Origin of the sequence: Campylobacter sp. (assembly GCF_052169515.1) — a bacterium.
GTDB lineage: Bacteria > Campylobacterota > Campylobacteria > Campylobacterales > Campylobacteraceae > Campylobacter_A.
Genome location: NZ_JBQNCH010000017.1, coordinates 1 through 19,203 on the forward strand (window position 1 = coordinate 1; position 19,203 = coordinate 19,203).

At 36.9% G+C, this 19,203-nt stretch carries 22 protein-coding genes; 3 read left to right on the plus strand and 19 right to left on the minus strand.

Annotated elements, in window-relative coordinates; translation table 11 throughout:
- From ACTTKV_RS07050 to ACTTKV_RS07120, 15 genes are all read right to left on the minus strand, one after another.
- The coding region (locus tag ACTTKV_RS07050) for an ABC transporter ATP-binding protein (RefSeq protein ID WP_442549887.1) at positions 1-601 on the minus strand (601 nt) is incomplete at its 3' end.
- Positions 601-1,665 carry a translation elongation factor Ts gene (gene tsf / locus ACTTKV_RS07055; protein WP_442549888.1) on the minus strand — a complete coding sequence of 355 codons (1,065 nt, stop codon included), beginning with the start codon at positions 1,663-1,665 and terminating at the stop codon, positions 601-603. The genes tsf and ACTTKV_RS07050, both read right to left, overlap by 1 nt.
- Entirely contained in the window at positions 1,665-2,453 is a 789-nt protein-coding gene (rpsB, locus tag ACTTKV_RS07060) for a 30S ribosomal protein S2 (protein ID WP_085658056.1), read from the minus strand. Before rpsB ends, tsf begins: the two co-directional genes overlap by 1 nt.
- A 190-nt stretch (positions 2,454-2,643) precedes the next feature.
- Positions 2,644-3,783: a beta-aspartyl-peptidase gene (gene iadA / locus ACTTKV_RS07065; protein ID WP_442549889.1), complete on the minus strand. Its 1,140-nt coding sequence runs from the start codon at positions 3,781-3,783 to the stop codon at positions 2,644-2,646.
- Positions 3,784-3,793: 10 nt separating this feature from the next.
- Entirely contained in the window at positions 3,794-4,003 is a 210-nt protein-coding gene (locus tag ACTTKV_RS07070) for an acetyltransferase (protein WP_442549890.1), read from the minus strand.
- The gene (locus ACTTKV_RS07075; RefSeq protein WP_442549891.1) at positions 3,993-4,712 is read right to left on the minus strand and encodes a polyphenol oxidase family protein; all 720 of its coding nucleotides are present in this window, start codon (positions 4,710-4,712) and stop codon (positions 3,993-3,995) included. Before ACTTKV_RS07075 ends, ACTTKV_RS07070 begins: the two co-directional genes overlap by 11 nt.
- A 10-nt stretch (positions 4,713-4,722) precedes the next feature.
- On the minus strand, positions 4,723-5,337 hold the full coding sequence (locus ACTTKV_RS07080) for a riboflavin synthase (protein ID WP_442549892.1): 615 nt from the start codon (positions 5,335-5,337) through the stop codon (positions 4,723-4,725).
- A gap of 352 nt (positions 5,338-5,689) precedes the next feature.
- Positions 5,690-6,541 (minus strand): YwqG family protein, encoded by an 852-nt coding sequence (locus tag ACTTKV_RS07085; protein ID WP_442549893.1) that lies wholly within the window; start codon positions 6,539-6,541, stop codon positions 5,690-5,692.
- A 15-nt stretch (positions 6,542-6,556) separates the two neighbouring features.
- Entirely contained in the window at positions 6,557-7,411 is an 855-nt protein-coding gene (locus tag ACTTKV_RS07090) for a CbrC family protein (protein ID WP_442549894.1), read from the minus strand.
- A 180-nt stretch (positions 7,412-7,591) separates the two neighbouring features.
- Positions 7,592-8,527, minus strand: coding sequence for an acetyl-CoA carboxylase carboxyl transferase subunit alpha (gene accA, locus ACTTKV_RS07095; RefSeq protein WP_442549895.1), 936 nt, complete (start codon positions 8,525-8,527; stop codon positions 7,592-7,594).
- Between the two features lies 1 nt (position 8,528).
- A complete protein-coding gene (locus tag ACTTKV_RS07100; protein ID WP_442549896.1) occupies positions 8,529-9,740 on the minus strand; it encodes a beta-ketoacyl-ACP synthase II in 1,212 nt (403 codons plus the stop codon).
- A 34-nt stretch (positions 9,741-9,774) separates the two neighbouring features.
- Positions 9,775-10,008, minus strand: coding sequence for an acyl carrier protein (acpP, locus tag ACTTKV_RS07105; RefSeq protein ID WP_054197141.1), 234 nt, complete (start codon positions 10,006-10,008; stop codon positions 9,775-9,777).
- Between the two features lie 88 nt (positions 10,009-10,096).
- Positions 10,097-10,840 (minus strand): 3-oxoacyl-ACP reductase FabG, encoded by a 744-nt coding sequence (gene fabG, locus ACTTKV_RS07110; protein WP_442549897.1) that lies wholly within the window; start codon positions 10,838-10,840, stop codon positions 10,097-10,099.
- Between the two features lie 57 nt (positions 10,841-10,897).
- Positions 10,898-11,317 (minus strand): hypothetical protein, encoded by a 420-nt coding sequence (locus tag ACTTKV_RS07115; RefSeq protein WP_442549898.1) that lies wholly within the window; start codon positions 11,315-11,317, stop codon positions 10,898-10,900.
- Positions 11,318-11,686, minus strand: coding sequence for an L-arabinose ABC transporter (locus tag ACTTKV_RS07120; protein WP_442549899.1), 369 nt, complete (start codon positions 11,684-11,686; stop codon positions 11,318-11,320).
- 83 nt (positions 11,687-11,769) lie between these two features.
- Here ACTTKV_RS07120 and ACTTKV_RS07125 point away from each other — a divergent pair, with 83 nt between their 5' ends.
- Complete coding sequence (locus ACTTKV_RS07125; protein WP_442549900.1) at positions 11,770-12,291, plus strand: ATP/GTP-binding protein; 522 nt, start codon at positions 11,770-11,772, stop codon at positions 12,289-12,291.
- Between the two features lie 18 nt (positions 12,292-12,309).
- Here ACTTKV_RS07125 and ACTTKV_RS07130 read toward each other — a convergent pair whose 3' ends face one another.
- Positions 12,310-13,050 carry an EI24 domain-containing protein gene (locus ACTTKV_RS07130; RefSeq protein ID WP_442549901.1) on the minus strand — a complete coding sequence of 247 codons (741 nt, stop codon included), beginning with the start codon at positions 13,048-13,050 and terminating at the stop codon, positions 12,310-12,312.
- Positions 13,047-13,742 (minus strand): dUTPase, encoded by a 696-nt coding sequence (dut, locus tag ACTTKV_RS07135; RefSeq protein ID WP_442549902.1) that lies wholly within the window; start codon positions 13,740-13,742, stop codon positions 13,047-13,049. Before dut ends, ACTTKV_RS07130 begins: the two co-directional genes overlap by 4 nt.
- Before the next feature lie 128 nt (positions 13,743-13,870).
- Between dut and ACTTKV_RS07140 the strand changes: the two genes are divergently transcribed.
- Positions 13,871-14,059 (plus strand): hypothetical protein, encoded by a 189-nt coding sequence (locus ACTTKV_RS07140; RefSeq protein WP_087577826.1) that lies wholly within the window; start codon positions 13,871-13,873, stop codon positions 14,057-14,059.
- Here the strand turns inward: ACTTKV_RS07140 and ACTTKV_RS07145 are convergent.
- The gene (locus tag ACTTKV_RS07145) at positions 14,056-16,233 is read right to left on the minus strand and encodes a putative bifunctional diguanylate cyclase/phosphodiesterase (RefSeq protein WP_442549903.1); all 2,178 of its coding nucleotides are present in this window, start codon (positions 16,231-16,233) and stop codon (positions 14,056-14,058) included. The genes ACTTKV_RS07140 and ACTTKV_RS07145 overlap by 4 nt on opposite strands.
- Positions 16,234-16,501: 268 nt before the next feature.
- Between ACTTKV_RS07145 and ACTTKV_RS07150 the strand changes: the two genes are divergently transcribed.
- Positions 16,502-17,041, plus strand: coding sequence for a hypothetical protein (locus ACTTKV_RS07150; protein WP_442549904.1), 540 nt, complete (start codon positions 16,502-16,504; stop codon positions 17,039-17,041).
- Here the strand turns inward: ACTTKV_RS07150 and ACTTKV_RS07155 are convergent.
- A complete protein-coding gene (locus ACTTKV_RS07155; protein WP_442549905.1) occupies positions 17,034-18,716 on the minus strand; it encodes a putative bifunctional diguanylate cyclase/phosphodiesterase in 1,683 nt (560 codons plus the stop codon). The two genes, ACTTKV_RS07150 and ACTTKV_RS07155, sit on opposite strands and share 8 nt — an antisense overlap.
- Positions 18,717-19,203: the final 487 nt, after the last annotated feature.

The following is a 19,203-nucleotide window of genomic DNA, read 5'->3' on the forward strand; positions in this document are numbered from 1 at the left end:
TGTGGCATTTAGCTGCTAGATCGTTGTCGTGGGTGATTAGGATGAGGGCGGCGTTATTTTCATTTATATAGTCAAATAAAACTTGCATTACTTCATTTGCCGTTTGCTTGTCAAGATTGCCCGTTGGCTCGTCTGCAAAGATGATCTTTGGCTTTTTAGTAAGCACTCTAGCGATGCTGACGCGTTGCTGTTGGCCGCCACTTAGCTCGCCAACTTTTTGATTTATAACGCTTGAAATTTTAAGCGCTTCAAGATCATTTTTTTCTATATTTTCACCAGACAAGATACTTGCAAGCTCGATATTTTCATAAGCGTTAAATCCTTTAAAAAGATAGTGCGACTGAAAAATAATGCCAAAATGAAGCCTTCTAATAGCCAAAAGCTCGTTTTGAGAAAGCTCATAGATCGATCTATCTTGATAGATGACTTCGCCAAAATTTGGTTTCAAAAGTGTTGAAAGTATGTGTAAAAGTGTTGATTTGCCACAACCGCTAACACCGGTTATTGCGATGCTTTGTTTTTGATTGAGAGTTAAATTTATATTGTTAAAGAGCGTATAATCATACGCAAAGCCTAGATTAGACGCTCTTAGAATTTCCATTAACCTATTTGAGCAGCAACTTCTGCAGCAAAGTCGTCGACTTTTTTCTCTAAGCCTTCGCCAAGTTCGAAACGAACGTATTTTACGATCTCAATCTTGCCACCAAGTTCTTTGCTTTTCTCTTCAACAACTTGCTCGATAGTTTTCTTATCGTCCATTACATAAAACTGACCTAAAAGTGTAAGGCGTTGGTCAAGCACTGTGTTGTCAGCGTAAAATCTCTCGATCTTGCCAGGGATGATCTTATCCCAAATTTTCTCAGGTTTACCCTCAGCCTTTAGCTCTTCTTCGATCGCTTTTGTAGCTTTTGCAAGCTCAGCATCACCTATCTGGCAGCGGCTAGCATACTCAGGGATGTGGTGAAGTGGTTTGCCTAAGCGTTTTAGCTCTTCATTGTCTTTTTCAAGTTCAGCGCGAAGTGCGATAAATTCTTTCTCAACAAACTCTTTATCAAGATCTTTATAGCTTATAACGCTTGGCTTCATAGCGGCTGCGTGCATACATAAATTTCTTATAAATTCAGCTGCTTTGTTTGCAACTTCAGCGTTTTCGCAAGCTGCACCGATAAGCACGCCAACACGGCCGTTTGAGTGAACGTAGCCATTTACAACGCCCTTATCATCAGCGCTAATAGTCTCAAAGCGGCGAACTACAAGGTTTTCACCGATAGTTGCGATCTGAGTTTTGAAGTATTCTTCAAATTTAACACCATTTAATGTGCTCGCATTTAGCTCTTCAACTGTCGCTATGCCACTTGATTGGATGTGAGCTGTTGCGTCTTTTGCAAGTGCTTGAAACTGTGGATTTCTAGCAACGAAGTCGGTCTCAGAGTTGATCTCACTAATAGTTGCTTTTTTGCATTTTGAGCAAACTTCAACACTTACTAAGCCCTCGCTTGCAAGGCGATCAGCCTTTTTAGCAGCTTGGCCTAGGCCTTTTTCACGAAGGATGTCAACAGCTTTTTCCATGTCGCCATTTGCTTCGCCAAGTGCCTTTTTGCAGTCCATCATGCCAGCTCCGGTTGATTCGCGGAGCTCTTTTACCATTTGTGCAGTTATTTCCATTATTCTTCGTCCTCGCCAAAGTCTTCTTCACTCATAGCCTCAGCTACAACTGCGTCTTTCTCATCTTGGCTTACTTCTTCGCCAGCAGCTTGCTCGCCACCATCTTGCTCAAGAAGTGATTTGCCTTCGTTGATAGCCTCAGCCATCTCTTGGCAGAAAAGCTGAACAGAGCGGATCGCATCGTCGTTTCCTGGGATCGGATAGTCAACAACGTCAGGATCGCAGTTTGTATCGATAGGTGCTACAACTGGGATTTTTAGGCGGTTTGCCTCTTGAACAGCGATTTTCTCTTTAACTGTATCAACAACAAATATCATATCAGGAAGGCTTTTCATATTGCGGATACCACCAAGAGTTGCGATAAGCTTCTCTTTTTTGCGGCGAAGCATCAAAGCCTCTTTTTTAGTTAGTAAATTTATCGAGCCATCTTCTTCCATAGCCTCGATAACTTCTAGTTTGCGGATAGACTGGCGGATAGTACCGAAGTTTGTCATCATACCACCTAACCAGCGGTGATTTACATAAGGCATTCCGCATTTTTCAGCGTACTCTTTGATAGCGTCTATAGCTTGTTTTTTAGTACCAACAAATAGCACTGACTTGCCTTCAGCAGCTGCGTCACGAACGATGTTGTAAGTGTAGCGGAAGTAGCGGATAGTCTTTTGTAGATCTATAATATAGATACCTTTTCTCTCGCCAAAGATAAATTTTTTCATCTTTGGATTCCAGCGGCGTGTTTGGTGACCAAAATGTACGCCACACTCTAATAAATCTCTCATAGTTACCATGAGTTTCTCCTTGTTTTAGGCATTCTGCCCTGAATTTAGTTTTATCCTCCACGACCATTAATGCTTTCGCACAACCAAATTTAGGATTGTCGTGTGTGAAATAAAGCTTGGATTATATTGAAACTTGGCTTTATTGAAGCTAAATTTAAAGATTTCTTTAGCTATAAATAAAGCTCAAATTTCTATAAATTTACTCGAAAAAGCCTTTTTTAACGACCTTTTCGTCCTTGACACAAAACTCGCCTTTTGCGATCACGTCGTATAAATTTAGCTCCTCATCAAAGACGCAAAAATCAGCGTCATTGCCTACTTTGATCTCGCCTTTTTGGCTTAAATTTAGATATTTTGCCACATTTTTGCTCATCAAAGCTAAAGTATCTTCGATGTTTAAAATTTTACCTCTTACTAAAGCTTGTAATACCTCTAAATTTGAGGCGCATGATGCACAGCCATATCCCACAAGCTCGCCATTTTCGTTAAATTTAGGCACGCTGCCGTTGCCGTCTGAGCTCATAGTTAGACGCTCTAAATTTAACCCATTTTCAAGGCCATAAGCCACTACCTCATGAAGTGGGGCAAATTTACTTCCGCCACTTGTGATATCGACGTTTCCGCCCATTTTTTGAAATTTCAAAGCCTCGTTAAATAGATCTTTCGTCCTAGCGCAGTGTGTCGGTGAGAAGTAGTAGGCTGGAAATTCATAGTCTTTTATCACTTTAAAGACATTGTCAAATTTCTCTCTCAGTCCGCCCATATGCATGTGAAGGACGCCACCTTTTTTAGAGACCATGCCGCCTATGCGTATCTTGCTTAGGATTTTTATAAGCTCCTCTTTTGAGACGTAGCTACCGCGGTTGTCGGTCAGTGCGATCTTCACGCCGATCACCTTGTCGATTAGTATGAGATCCCTTGCGACATCGCCTGTAAATGTCACACAGGGGCTTGCGTATGAGCCAGTGTGGATGAAAGTTGAAATACCCTCAAACTCGAGCGCTTTTGCCTTTGAGTAGAGATTTTCTAGGCTTCTAGTGACACCATCGGTCCCCAAAACGCCAACAAGCGTCGTCGTGCCGTATTTTACGATCTGGCTAAGCGTGATCTCAGGCGTTCTTGAGTGATATCCAGCCTCGCCGCCACCACCCGTGATATGCACGTGCTGATCGATCAGACCTGGAGCTAGAACCTTGCCTTTTAGGTCGTAAATTTCAAGCCTTTCTACACTAAAGCTTAGCCCCTCGCCGATAGCTAAAATTTTACCGCCACCTACCAAAACATCGCATTTGCCAAGAAATTTTGGCGCGTATAGATTAGCATTTTTAAGCAAAAGCATCTTTTCTCCTTTATTTGCTAAGTTGTACTTTCTCTTCTATCTCCATCAGTTTTATAAAAATTTGCTCCACGTTTTCCCTATCCGCAGCACTTAGCTCCATCTTTTTTGAGTTAAGTAGCATCTGCACAAACTCCTCGTTCATAAGCTGCTCAAAGCCCAAATTTCTAGCGTTTTGAGCTATTTTTGCCGCTAGTGGATTTTTAAAGCTCTCATATCCCATTTTTATCCTTAAATTTCACTGCAAATCCGCAAAATCGCCCACTCACGCCATCCCTTCGGTACGAGAAATATCTCTCGTCGCAGTGCGTACAGACCTCACTAAAGCTTAAATTTTTCACCCCAAGTGCGCTAAATTCATCTCTTAAGGCTGCGTTCATATCAAAATTTCTACCTATCTTATATGTGTTAAATTCCCCAAGATCAAGCTCGCCCACCTCGTAACAGCCGCCCTTTATATTTGCCCCGACAAATACGCTCATTTCATCTGCTTTTGAGCCAAATTTCTCGCTCATAAGAGCAAACGCCTTTGTGCAAATTTTTAGTACCACACCAGCTCTGCCAGCATGTGCCACACAGATGACTCCACATTTTTCATCTATCATCACGACAGGCGAGCAGTCTGCCACCAAAACGCAGATACCTACACCGCTTAAGTTTGTGACCACAGCGTCGCACTCTGGTAGCTCGTCGTCCTCGTTTTCAAGCAAAAAGACCTTATCTGAGTGGATCTGCTTCATAAATTTAAGCTTTTTCACGCCTAAATTTTGAGCCAAAATTTCTCTATTTTTGATGACGTCTGCTGGGTTGTCACCCACGTGATCGCCAAGATTTAGCGAGCTAAATTTACCCTCGCTCACCCCACCAAGCCTGTTTGTAAAGCCAGCCAAGATCCCACTTTGGCTAAAAACTATCTCCAAATTTTCACGCATCTTCGCCCGCTTAGTAAAGGCTCGAAATTCTCTCGACCTCGGCCCAGCTAAGGCCGCCATTTTGCTTAGCTTCAAGCATCCTAGCCACGTAGCGAGCCAGCAGATCGCTCTCGATATTTACGCGTCTGCCGACCTTGAAAGTGCCAAAAAGACTATCTCTAAAAGTGATGGGTATGATAGTTAGCCTTATGCCCTTTGGTAAAATTTCATTTATCGTAAGGCTCACACCCTCAACGCCCACTGAGCCCTTGTTTGCCATCAAAGCCATCGCCTCACGTGGCAGGTCAATGTAAAAATCAATGCCATTTTCATGCTTTTTGATAGCCGAGATCACGCCGATAAAGTCGATGTGGCCCTGCATCAAATGCCCATCTACTCGCTCTCCAAGTTTCATCGCAGGCTCGATATGCACCTTGCCAGTTAAATTTTCAACCGCAACATTTACCCTGCTTTCTGCGCTTAGCTCCACACTAAAGCCATCATCATATAGTTTTGTCACACTTAAGCAAGCGCCATTTACTGCGATACTATCGCCTAAATTTGGGCGAAATTTAGCCTTTAACCTTAACACATTTTGCGAATAGTCAACGACCTCGGCAAGCTCTCTGATTAAGCCATTAAACATATTTTGCCTTTATTTTTTTGAAGATTTTACTAAATTTTGCCTAAATTTGGCGCATGGATGGTTTTGCTAGTTTTATTAAATTTAAGAGAATAAAGGCTAAATATCGCGATTTTCCATCTAATCAGCAAAGAGAAATTTAAAGAGAGTCAAGAGTACTGGCAAATTTAGTGATGAGCCGCTAGTATAGGAGTAAAAGTCACTTGCAAGGTAAATTTAACTAGCAGCAAACTACAAAAATTTAAATTTCATCTGCTATTTGCCTTTAAATTTTTAAATTTACACATTCTATGCGCGAAATTTAGATAACATGCCAAATCCACACCAACAAGAGCTTTTGGCTAAATTTTCGCCCCTAGCTCGTCTGCAAAACTAGCCACGTTTTGCTAAAATCGCGCGCTGCCAGGTCGTCCCTCTTTATCCACAGATAAATTCTACCCTCTCCATCCCAATCCATATCGCCCTCCTCGTCACTATCTATCTGTAAGAGCAACTGCCACTGGGCGGCATTTTTCTCAAACTCTGCTATTCTTGGGTGGTGATAAGCACTGCCATCACCGCAGTCAAGGCCATTTGTGACTAGCTCGCACTCTAGCTCCATACAGTCTTGTACATTGTCAGAGTGGCCAAGAAGCTTGTTTTCCTTGGCCTGCCAGCTTGGCTCGATAATCTCGTGATAGGCCTCCCACTCCTCCTCGCTAAATTTACCAAATGGCACGAGCGAGCTTTGTAGACTTGGCAAATTTGCCTCGTTTTTAAAACTAAGAGAGCGTGCATTAAATATGAAATTTTCTCCCTCTAAGTTCTCTGAGCTACTACGAGAAAGCAAGCCATGATTTACATCAGAAAAGATCACCGCAAATCCATTTTTATCGGCAGGATCGTAGCCCCACACACGCAAATTTTTATCATAGAAAAGATAAAGCATGCCGCTTTTTGGCAGTAAAGAGTCAATGTCAAATTTGCTAGCTTCGGCAAAATTTATCTGTGCTACAAAACTTAGAGCGCCGTTTTCATTTGACGGCCATACTAAACTATCTGGTAGATCCGGCAAGCCACCAAATTTGGACGCACCAATAGCGATATCATCGTCATTTTTGGTCCGCGTCTCTATCTTTATAGAATTTTTTGCAAATGGTTCTAAAAACTCGAAAAGCTCGTCCAGACCACGCTCTTCGCAGCCTTTAGAAATTTCTTTTAAATCCATATCTTCTCCTTCACCCTAACAAGCATCAATGTATATATGATACTTTTTACAATGCAGACATCTAAACAAATAGCCAGCAAAGTCGCCGCCTGCAACAAGCATCTCGCGTGCCATCTTGGTGTCGTATTCGCCCCTTTGTGCATAGTCCTCAAAGACCTCGTCTGCTATGCCAAGCTCCTCGAGCTCCTTCGTCCCTACATCGCCCAGAAATGCGCAATAATCATCACAACACGCCACCCAGTGCTCGCCTTGCCAGTTCTCGTAACCCGGCGTCCTTTTAAAGAGCTCGTCATCTTTTTTGGTATCGTTTGTGGTGAGCTTATCGGCGTCTTGCACAAATGTAGCGTCAAATTTTTTGGCAGCCATACCACTAGAAATACAAGTAGGACAAAGATACGCAATATCTTGCTTACAATAAATACTACCATTATAATAAACTTCAGTATTTTTGCCACAACACTCACATACTATGCTCATATCATCTTTAAATGCGCCAGTTTTTAAAGGATCTGGGTGGTAGATAAATTTTGGCAATATAGTAGCCTTTTCTTTTTGGGCTAAAATTTGCTCTTTACTCTTTGGTCTAGGTATCGCGCACCTGTCGTTTTCATCCACAAACTGCGCAAGATACCCAAGCATTTTTAGCTGCTTTTTGTCATTTTTATTATGAATTTTTAGAAGTAGCCCATAGGCACTCTTTTTCATAGACAAAAGCTGATAAATATCGACTAAAACACTTTTTGCAAGCATATCATCACTAGCTTCAAGCTCTTCTTTAAACTGATACATAGCTTCAATACTTGCTGCACTACCATTGCTTTTGTAATACTCTTTTGAAATACTGATATATTTTTCTTGAAATTTGTTCATAAATGGTCTTTACAGAAATTTTGTATCAATAATTTTATTATTTAAACCCTAAAAGTATAAATTTATTAGTTAAGTATTAAAAGTTTTAGAAAGATTTACTAAATTTTGAATTATTTTCAAGTGATATGACAAACAAATTTATTAGTCAAGCTCATAAATTTGTTTGTATTTTTAAAAATTTTATTCTTCGAATGCACCTATGGAAAGAATTTTTTCTATCCTTTTTGAAACAAGCTCATCAATATCAAGCTTCTCAAGCTCAGCTAGCTCTGATATAAAATAATTTGCAAGTGCTTTTGCGGCACCGTCTTTGTCTCTATGTGCACCATTTATAGGCTCATCTATAACAGCATCGATCAGTGATAAATTTTTAAGATCATCGGCTGTTATCTTCATAGATTTTGTAGCTTGTTCTTGTTTAGATGGATCGTTCCAAAGTATCGCCGCACAACCTTCTGGCGAAATAACTGAAAAAACAGAGTTTTTCATCATAGCAAGCCTATCAGCTACGCCTATAGCTAAAGCACCGCCACTTCCGCCTTCGCCGATTACAACAGCAATTATTGGGGTTTTTAAATTTGCAAACTCAAACAAATTTCTAGCTATAGCTTCACTTTGACCTCTCTCTTCAGCTCCAACCCCTGGATATGCGCCTGGAGTGTCTATCAAAAACAAGATAGGTAGGTTAAATTTCTCAGCCATTTTTGCGACCCTAAGAGCCTTACGATAGCCCTCAGGATGAGGCATACCAAAATTTCTTCTTAGTTTATTTTTAGTACCACGACCCTTTTGCTCACCTATAACGACAGTCTTTTTACCACCGATGTAACCAATGTAGCAAACAATAGCCGGATCGTCGCGAAAAGCTCTATCGCCGTGGATCTCATATCCATCAACTAAAAATGACCTTATATAATCAATAGAATATGGTCTATCTGGATGACGAGCGAGCTGTAAACGCTGATATTCGTTTAAATTTTTATATACTTTCGAGATTTCTTTAGATAGGTTTTTATTTAAAATTTCAACAGCATGTTCATCGCCTCTGATCCTAGCATTTGCTATATCTTCATCAATTTGTTTTATGCTTTTTTCAAAATCTAAATAATTTGACATCTTAATCCAACTTTTTAAATATTACGACGCCATTTGTGCCGCCAAAGCCAAATGAATTGCTCATAACTGCTTTTAGCTCAGCCTTTCTAGCCTTGTTTGGAACGTAGTCTAGATCACAATCAGGATCAGGCGTTTCGTAGTTTATAGTTGGAGGGATGATACCATCTCTCATTGCCATTATAGATATGACAGCTTCGATAGCTCCGGCACCACCGAGACAATGTCCAGTTTGACCCTTTGTTGAACTAACTGGAGGACAATTATCTCCAAAAATGGTTTTCAATGCAGCAGTTTCATTTTTATCATTTACTGGCGTTGAAGTACCATGCGCATTGACATAGTCTATTTTTATGCCTTTTGCCATTTCCAAAGCCTGTTTCATCGCACTTAGTGGACCTTCAAGTGTTGGAGAAGTTATATGATATGCATCTCCACTTTCGCCAAATCCAACTACTTCAGCATAAATTTTAGCTCCTCTTGCGACAGCCGACTCATACTCTTCAAGTACTAATGCACCAGCACCTTCGCCCATTACAAAGCCGTCACGGTTTGCGTCAAATGGCCTCGAAGCTTTGCTTGGCTCATCATTTCTAGTTGATAGTGCTTTCATGGCAGCAAAACCACCTATTCCAACACCACAAATCGTAGACTCAGCTCCAATAACTAGCATATTTGTAGCTTGGCCAATCATAATGCATTTTGCTGCTTGAGATATTGCATGAGTACTTGCTGCACAAGCTGTTACACTAGATAAATTTGGACCTTTTAGCCCATGATTTATTGAAACTATGCCACCTAGCATATTTACAAGTGCTGATGGAATGAAAAATGGTGAAATTCGTTTTACACCTTTTTCAAAATATGTAATTGAATTTTTCTCAATATTTGGTAAGCCGCCTATACCAGCTGCTGAGCTAACGCCAAATTTATGAGCTTCAAACTCTTTGAAGTTTGCATCGACCATAGCTTCATTAGATGCTTGTATGCCGAGTTGTATGAAACGATCTACTTTTTTTACCTCTTTACCGTCTAAAATGCTATTTGGATCAAAATCAGTTATTTCGGCAGCAATTTTAACAGGAAAGTCGCTTACATCGAAGCTTGTAATCTCCTTTACTCCCGTTTTACCCTCGCAAATAGCCTTAAAAGAGCTCTCTTTATCAAGACCAAGTGCGTTTATCATACCAATACCAGTTACAACGACTCGTTTCAATACATCTCCTTAAATCAAACTGTGTAAATTTTAATTATTTACCTAGTTTTTCTATATAATCTACAACGTCTTTGATGCTTATTAGTTTCTCTGCTTCGCTATCAGGAATTTCTACTTCAAATTTTTCTTCTAAAGCCATAACTAGCTCTACAACGTCAAGTGAATCTGCACCTAGGTCTTCGATGATTTTAGACTCTAGTTTTACTGCTTGTGGATCTACACTTAGTTGCTCTACAACTACGTCTCTTACGTCTTCAAATACTGCCATTTTAAGGTCTCCTTATAAAAAATGTCTGTTATCTTATAATATTTACGCTTTTATTTATTTTAAATTTCAAAACTTGTCTGAAATTTACCTACATATAAAGTCCGCCGTTTATTTTAAGAGTCTCGCCAGTGACATAGCTTGCGTGATCGCTTAACAAAAACGCCACCGCCTCGGCTACTTCGCTAGCACTGCCAAAGCGTTTTAACGGGATATTATCGCTATAAGTTTTTTTCACCTCATCGCTTAATCCATGCGTCATATCAGTCTCGATAAAACCTGGAGTTACACTGTTAAAACGTATATTTCTACTTGCTCCCTCTTTTGCAAAGCTCTTGCTCATAGCAATCAGTCCGCCCTTGCTAGCTGAATAGTTCACCTGTCCCGCATTTCCCATCTCACCAACGATAGAAGCGACGTTTACGACCGCTCCAAAGCGCTTTTTACTCATAACCTTTAAAGCCTCTCTACATCCGATGAAAGCTGAAGTTAAATTTGCATTTATCACATCTGTAAATTCGCTCGTTTTCATGCGAAGAGCTAGTTTGTCATTTGTGATACCAGCGTTATTTACAAGATAGCTTAGCTCGCCGTCGCTATCAACTATCAAATTTATACCTTTTATAAATTCATCTTCATCAGTTGCGTCAAATTTTATTACTGCGGCTTTGCCACCACTTTGCTCGATCTCAGCTTGCAAAGCATCCGCTATCTCAGGCTTTGAGCGATAGTTTATCCACACTTTTAGGCCCATATTTGCAAGCGTTTTTGCGATCTGTGCACCGATACCTCTACTTGCACCTGTTATTAGCACGTTTTTTCCGATAAATTTCATACTTTCTCCTTATTTTTTCTAATTTTTCACTGATTGTAGCTTATATAAGCTTAACGTCTAAATTTTGCCACCCTTTTCCCATTTTATCTTCTTGCCAAAGCCAAGAACATTACTAGTAAATTTTAGTTTTTTAAGACTTACGCACCAAATTTTTGGGTCCATTACTTTTGCATAAAAAAATCTTTTGAAATAAATTTCTTTTTCATTTTCTTTGGCCTCTCTCATCACTCCTTGAAACTGTACGCCTTCTATCTTGCCAACGATCTTTGTATCAAGAGCGACCGTACCAGCAACAAGCTTTGAGTTTTTTAAAAATTTGATATGCGAGCTATCATCTGAGCTAGCTAGCAAAAGGCTAAAATTTACCTCATCAAAGGCATAAAATGCACTAAAAGCGTAAGGTTGTCCCTCCTCATCAACGACGCAAACGCTAGCGAGATGCATCTTTTTTAGAAATTCAACTATCCTCTCATCCATCTAAATTCCCCTAAAAATGCCAAGAATGGTTTGAAATTTAAAGATGACTATGACGATTATTAGCACCCAAAGCGTAAAAATAATTAGCTCTATTAGAGTAAATTTATCTTTTGCAACCTTTTTAAAAGCAAGCATTGTTAAAAACGCCCCAAAAAAGCCACCAATTAGCGAAAAATAGTGGATAGCATTTACCTTTACGAAGCTTGGCAAAAGCCCTTTAAAAAATAGTGAAAACATCAAAACGGCAAGCAAATTTGCGAGTATAAAGTAGTAGCCAACGACTGGCAAAACAGGCCAAAGCCTAGCAAAAACAAAGCTTAAAACAGTGATAAGCATTAGTAAGAAAACCCTAGTTCCAAAACAACACATCGCCGTCCTTTTTTGACGCATTTTACAAAATTTTACTTTATGAAATTAAAATTTTACCGATTTAGCCTCAAAAGGATTTAAAAATGCAAACAAATTTTTACTCTCAAGGAAGCTACAACAACATGAGCTTTTCGATGAAAACTAGCTCAGGCGATGAGATAAGCTTTTCTATGTATGACAACAAAAGTTTAGAGTTTTCTAGCCAGAAAAATGGCACTTTAAGCCAAAAAAGTCTAACTCTCACTCACGAATACGGCTATGAGTTTTCATATAAAGGAAACGGCATAGACGAGCAGGATATGAAGGAGATCGAAGAGGCGATGAAGCAAATTCGCCCACAAGTAAATGAATTTATGAAAAATGTCAAAGAGGGCGACAAGATCGCAGGTAGCAGTCAAAGCATAAGTGATCTTTCAAACAAGATCAAGCAGATGTTGCCTGAGCCAAAAGATTTAAATCACAAAAATTTCATAAATGACAATATGCTAAAAATGTTTGACGAGCTTCTAGCTCAAAATGAGGCAAACAAAAACCTGCTAAGTGCGACAAAAAGGCTCTTTGACACTTTACTTGATGAGAGCAATAAGCTATCTTACTACGCATAAATTTAGGGCCATTTGGCTCTAAATTTTTATGAGTGCCTCTCTTTGATAAAAGAGGTGCGACAAAACTATCACAAAATAAAGCTGAAAAAATAACCCAACAAGCGGCACAAGCGATATTAGATAAAACAAAAATGTAAAAGCTACAAATTTTATCCCGCCACCCTCAAGCAGAGCAAGCTCAAATTTCTCGCTATCAAGCGTATTTGAGCCAACGTCTATTAGTAAAAGTTTATAGTAGATGTAAAAAAATGGTACGTTTATGATGAATAAATTTAAGACCGGCACAAACAAAAGCGGTAGGCAAACGAGCAAGATCCCAAGAAATTTCATGATCTCAACCATCATCACCTTTAGCACTCTAGCCGTACTAGCCTCGCTTTTAAACATGTAGTTGTAGTGCCTTTTGTTTATCTCTTTAGCTACAACTGGCGTTAAAAAGCCAGCTACAATTAGGGCGATTATTATGCTGATAATTATCGTTAAAAAGGTGCTTAAAACATAAAAAAGTATGCTTATGATCCATTTTGTGGCACTAAAACTTAAAATTTTAATAGCATATAAAGAGAGCGTTGAGTTTGACTCTATAAAGCCGTAGTCGCCGCTCTTTGCCCCATCACTTAAAAGGTCAAATATCTCGCCACCGCCCCATATCGTAAGCCAAGCAAGGCTAGCGATACTAAGAAAAAGCGGCAAAATAGATAGCGTGATAAATTTGGCCGTAAAAAAATCTTTAAAGCCAAGGCGAAGAAGGTTTATCATCTTACCTTTTTGTACTCGCGCTCAAGTGCGGCATAAATTTCATCCATCGTGCTAACGCCTTTTGACAAAATTTCGCTCATCACTTCATTGTCTTCGCGTCCGTTCCAGTTTTTTTTGTAGCTTCCCTCTTTATAGCCGTTGTTTTGGCGGAAGCGATTTAGTACGTTTTTGGCGATGTAGCATTCATAAAGCGAGTACAAATTTACTCCACATTTTAAAGACATTGAGAAGTAAATTTTTAAGATATCAAATATCTCATAATCAAATCCACTACACTCATGTATAAGCATCTCGACATCATTCATTATCTCATAAATACTCTCGTCTTCGATACTTAATGGCTCTTTACAAAAGTCACTAAATCCACTTGCTTGGCAGATGTCATCAGCCAGAGCTTCTATGCCACCAAGTTGTTTTGATTTATAAATTTGCAAAGCCAGGCTCATAATAAAGTGCCAAATATCGACAACTTCCGTGCGTAAATTTTGTTCATCAGTCTTGGCATCAATGCTCTTCCAATGCTTCCACGCAAAACTATCTATAAGTTCAGCACACTCCATATAAATGCAGCGCTTCCAGCTGATTAGTTTATTTTTATTAGTATAACCATTTTCCCAGCCAAGCCCATTTGTCTCGTCATTTAGGCTCTGCTGCATCTTTAACATCTCTAAAATAATAGTTCTTTCATTCATTTTAGACCCTTTTAAATTTTAAAGGATTATAACAAAAAAATATTAAATGCTATGATGCAAGCTTGACTTAAATCATTTTATGTATAAAATTTAAGAGTTAAAATACGCCAAATTTTAAAGGAGAAAAAATGAGAGAAAAAGATCTAGTAGTGTGCAATGTTTGCGGACTAAAAAGCAGTGATGACAAGAATGCAGTTTTTATCCACGCTCATAAAAACGGCGAAGAAGTTGATATCTGCACCAGCTGTGTTCCAAGCGTGATCCATGGCTCAGGCATGGTCGTAAAATCAAACGAAGAGATAAAGGCTGAAATTTAAATTTTTGCTATCATTTGAGGATTTTGTCTTACAAAGTCTTCAAATTCTTCCGCGCTCATAGGACGAGACAAGAAACATCCTTGCATCTCATTGCAATCAAGCTTCTTTAAAAAGTCAACACTTTCAGACTTATCTACACCTTTTGCACTAACTTTTATCTTCATTGATCTTGCTAAATTTATAATTGCGGCGACAATTTGCGCATCTATCTTACTACTTGGTGCTTGATCTACAAATTCGCTCGCTATTTTTATACGCTCGATATCATATTTTCTAGTATAAACAAACGAAGTATATCCTGAGCCAAAATCATCTATACAAACGCTAATGCTATTTTCTTTAAGAACAGAAAAAATTTTATCAAGCGTCTTAATATCATTTGTCCAAATATCTTCGCTAAATTCTAATTCAAAAAGCTTTGGATTTATATGATGTGAATGCAAGTTAGAGATAAAATCAGACACAAATTTCTCTGATTTACTTCGCACTTGGGCAGCATTTATACTTATTTTTGGTATCAAGAGCATTTCTTTTTGCCATCTAACGATATATTCAATAGTTTTTGAAATCAAAGGCGAGCAAATATTGTTTAGAACATCGCTATTTGAATTTATCACTTTTATAAATTCACTCGCATCCATTAAGCCAAACTCTTTTGACTTCCACTTTAAAAAGACTTCTGCGCAAATCATTTTTGAATTTTTAATATCATATATCGGCTGAAAGTAGATGTGATAATCTTCTTGTAAATTTGCTTTTTTAAGTGCTAGCTCCATTCTTGAACTTAAATGCATTTCATTTTTAATTTTATCGCTATAAACCATAGGATTTGAGGTTGGATTCTTCTTGGCATAATACATTGCCATGTCAGCATTTTTTATAATACTTCTTGGATTTGATGCATTTTGTTTTTTTGCTACATTTATGCCTATTAAGCTCTTAATGCTAAAGTGATATTTCTCTAGCTGTATCGGCTTTTCAATAGCATCTTTTATTGCCATGCCAAGATTCATACGTTTTGTATGGCTGTTTAACTCCATTTTTGCTAACACGATAAATTCATCCGCGCTAATTCTTGCTATAGTTTCTTGCCTATTGCAAACCTCAAGTATCCTTTTTGCAACTATTCTTAAAATTTTATCGCCTATTTCATGTCCATAAGATGTATTTATGCTTTTAAAGCGGTTTATATTTATATAATAAACTGCAATCTCTTCATTTTCAGACATATTTTTACATATTCTTTCAAGCTCGTTGATTATAAAATTTCTATTACCAAGATCCGTTAAATAGTCTTTTTCTAATATGTCTTGAAGTCGTAAATTTGCAAGCATAAGCTCATTTGTTCGCTCATGCATTGATTTTTCCATCTCTTTATGGAGATTTTTCTCATAATCTAGTATTTTTTTACTTGCAAGAGAGCTTTTAATGTAGTAGTTAACAAGGGCATTTACAACTAAAACAAATAGCGAAATAAGTGTGCCAAATGATGTAAAATTTCCTTGCGCAAGCAAAGGCAAGACGATTATTATCGGTAACCATTTTGATCCTATCGAAATACCTTTATCAACATTAGTAACATATCCATTTTCGGTTTTTAAATGAAAAGCGCCCATCATAAATAAGGCAAAAGGCACTAGATACAAACAGTCCATCGTGTGTTCAAAAATTGCACTTGAAATTTGCCTATAAAATATAAATAAATTTAGCATTGTAAATAAAATGCTGCCCACTATAAGATAAAAGCCACTAACTCTAATACGAAGCAAATTGCTTGTAAAAAGCTCACTTAAAGTAACAAAAAGTATAAGAAAATTGATAGCTAAAATAGAAAGCGAAACAATGTTTGAAATATCATTTATCTTTGAGAAAACGTCTATTTTATCAAGAGTGCCACATACTAAAATTCCTATTAAAAAAAGAACACTTATGCTATCTACAATAACGGCTAATTTCTCTTTACTGGCCATAAATTTTGAGTATAAAAAAATACCAACACCAGCCAAGATAGAGATCATGGGTATCATAAAAAAAGCATCAAGATAAGCATAGCTAGCATGATCTCGCATTAGCACATCTTGGTTTAGTATCCTTAAAGCATCACAAATAGACCATAAAAATACACCAAAGCATATCGCAAGCCAGTGTGTCATCTTGGTTTTTGCTTTGTCCATTGAAGTATAGATGCCAAAAGTTACTATAAAGAAACCAAATAAAATAAATATTTTGCCAATTAGGTTATAACTTAATAAAGATGCTAATTGAGCCAATAAGAATAGCGACACAACTGCAAGCAAAATCCATTTTCGTATGCCAGTTATGGATGATCTTGATATTAGAAAAATAGTATCCCTCTCCTAAAAAATAGTTTGAATTATACAAAAATTGACCTTGCTTTTGGTTATAATTTCCCAAAAATTTAAAAATCAACAAAGGCATCTTATGAAGTGTAGTATCGTCATAAATGGACAAAATTTAATAGATTATAAATCTTTTAACTTATTTCTATCAAAAGCAGCAAGGAAACAATATTTTATAAATACCTTTATGGTATTTACAGAGGCTCTCATGGCTGGTTTTGTTGTAGATATGCTATTAAAAAGTAAAATTTTTACCATTGTTGGAATTGTTTTTGCTATATTTTGGATCGTTTTTTATCCAATCTTTTTGAAAAAAAGTCGTATCGCTGCTCTAAAAAGATTTGAAATTTCAGAGATTCAAAAACAAATGAATTTTGAAGTAAATGAAAAATTTCTAGCCTATTATGAAAATAAGCCTAATGAAAATGAAAAATTTAACCTAGAAGAGGTTAGTGAAATTTATGAGTTAAAAAATATTTTTATCGTTTTTTTAAGAGAAAAAATTCATCTCATTGTTCCAAGAAATGAAGAGACCTTAAAAATGATAAATGAATTAGCTAGACTTTGCAAAAGACATATTTTAAGATTTGAAGGCTTTAGTGCAAAAAGCGTACTTAAATAGTACATTTTATAAGCTCTTCAAAGTCCTTTGCACTCATTGGCTTGCCCCAAAGATATCCTTGCACTTCGTCACATCCAAGTTCTCTTAAAATTTCAAGCTGAGTTTCGTCTTCAACGCCTTCAGCAATAGTTTTTAACTCTATATTTTTCGCTAAAGTTATAACGCTTTTTACTACATCTTTATCTATATCATTTTTGGCTATATTGTCTATCAGCTCTTTAGCGATCTTTAAACGGCTCATAGGATATTTTTTAATGTAGCTCATCGATGAAAAGCCTGTTCCAAAATCATCTATTGAGATACAAACGCCTCTATTTGAAAACTCAGACAGTGCACTTTGCATCATCTCTTCGGCATTGACAAGGCTGGCTTCTGTAATCTCAATATCCACACAAGATGGGTCAATTTCATATTCATCTATATAGCTTAAAATTTTAGATGCAAAATTTACATTATCTACCTGTTTTGGTGATATGTTTATGCCTATTTTTAGATTTGTGTTGTATTTTTTATTCCAAATGGCCATTTGCTTTATAGCCTCTTTTGCCACCCACTTTCCTATTGCATTTATAATGGAACTTTGTTCAGCTATTGGAATAAATTTTACTTGATCCACTGGGCCTTTTATAGGAGAATTCCATCTAACAAGGGCCTCCGCTCCTACTATTTTTTTATTCTTTATTAGGTATTGTGGCTGAAATTTTAGCTCAAATTCTTCATCAAAATTTATACTATTTAGCAGTACTTCAATATAGTTTTTGTCTTGTATTTTGCTTTTTATATCACTGTAAAAAACATATTTTTGAAGAGGATCTTGCTTTGCTGTCTCAAGGGCTGCCTCTGATTGCATAATAAGATCATCAGCCAAAATTTCACTAGTTTTTGTAGAGCTGATGCCCACCTTTGCATCAAGTATGATTTTATATTCATAAACTACAATTGGTTCAGAAATTGCCTTTAATAAATAATATAAAAATTCCCTACAATGAATATCTTCATTTTGTTTTATAACAACAATAAAATCATCTCCCCCAGATCTTGCGAACAAAGAATTTTCAGGTGGTAATATCGATTCAATATTTAAAGCAAGTTTTACTATTACATCATCACCTATATAATGTCCATATGAATCATTTATGGCTTTAAAGTTATTTATATCTATACTATAAATGTCTATCTTCTCGCCGAGCGCCTTTGACTTTATCATCTCTTCAAGCCTTGCGAGAAAGTATTGGCGATTTAAAGCATTTGTTAAATAATCATATTTGCTAATCTTTTGTAGGTTCCTATTCGTCTCTTCAAACTCTTTTACTTTATTTTCTATCTGATTATTTAACACTTTTTTGATATGCATTTCGCGTTTAATCAAAATATCCATCTTTCTAACATTAGAAAATGTATAAGATAATGCCCCGTATGCAAGCAAAGTAACTAAAATAGAAAATAACCATGTCAAATTTATCTTCCAAGAGTATAAGATCATGATCGTTAAAAGTACGGCAAAAACAAATAGCTTTTGTATTAAAATTTTATCAAAATCATTTCTAAGTGCTCTAAATTTTAGATTTGCCTCGCCCTCTCTTAAATGAAGTGTGGCAACAAACAACATAAAAAATATGACCTTAAATACAATGTCATACCCAAAAAAGGATATTCCATCTATCCAAAAATCCATTGTAGTCGTAAAAATATCATAAACGCTTATTGCAATAAGTGCTATCAAGCATAAAAATATAGACAGTCTTCTTCTTGAAAATTTAAGTAAAAAAAACACAACAAATGAAGTACAAAACATAAATAAATCTATAGCGATATAACTTAGATTAAAAAAATCTTTTTGGCTTAAAACTTGAGTTAAACTTCTATCAAAAATCATAAACCACATAAAGCTAAAATATATTGCAGAAATAGAGGCTGAGTCCACAAATACTTGCATTAAAAATAAATTTTTCAAATTTTTAATCAAAATATAAAAAGCAGAAAATGCAAACATAAAATATGAGACTACGTATGAGATTTGTATAAAATTGACTTTAGAAAGAAATTGTTTAAGAAAATCAACCTTACCATATAGCATCCACATAGTGTCTGATATTACCCAGCAAGTAAGACCTAACAATATGTATATCCAATATGTTTTTAAATTTCTTGTCTCTTTTAGC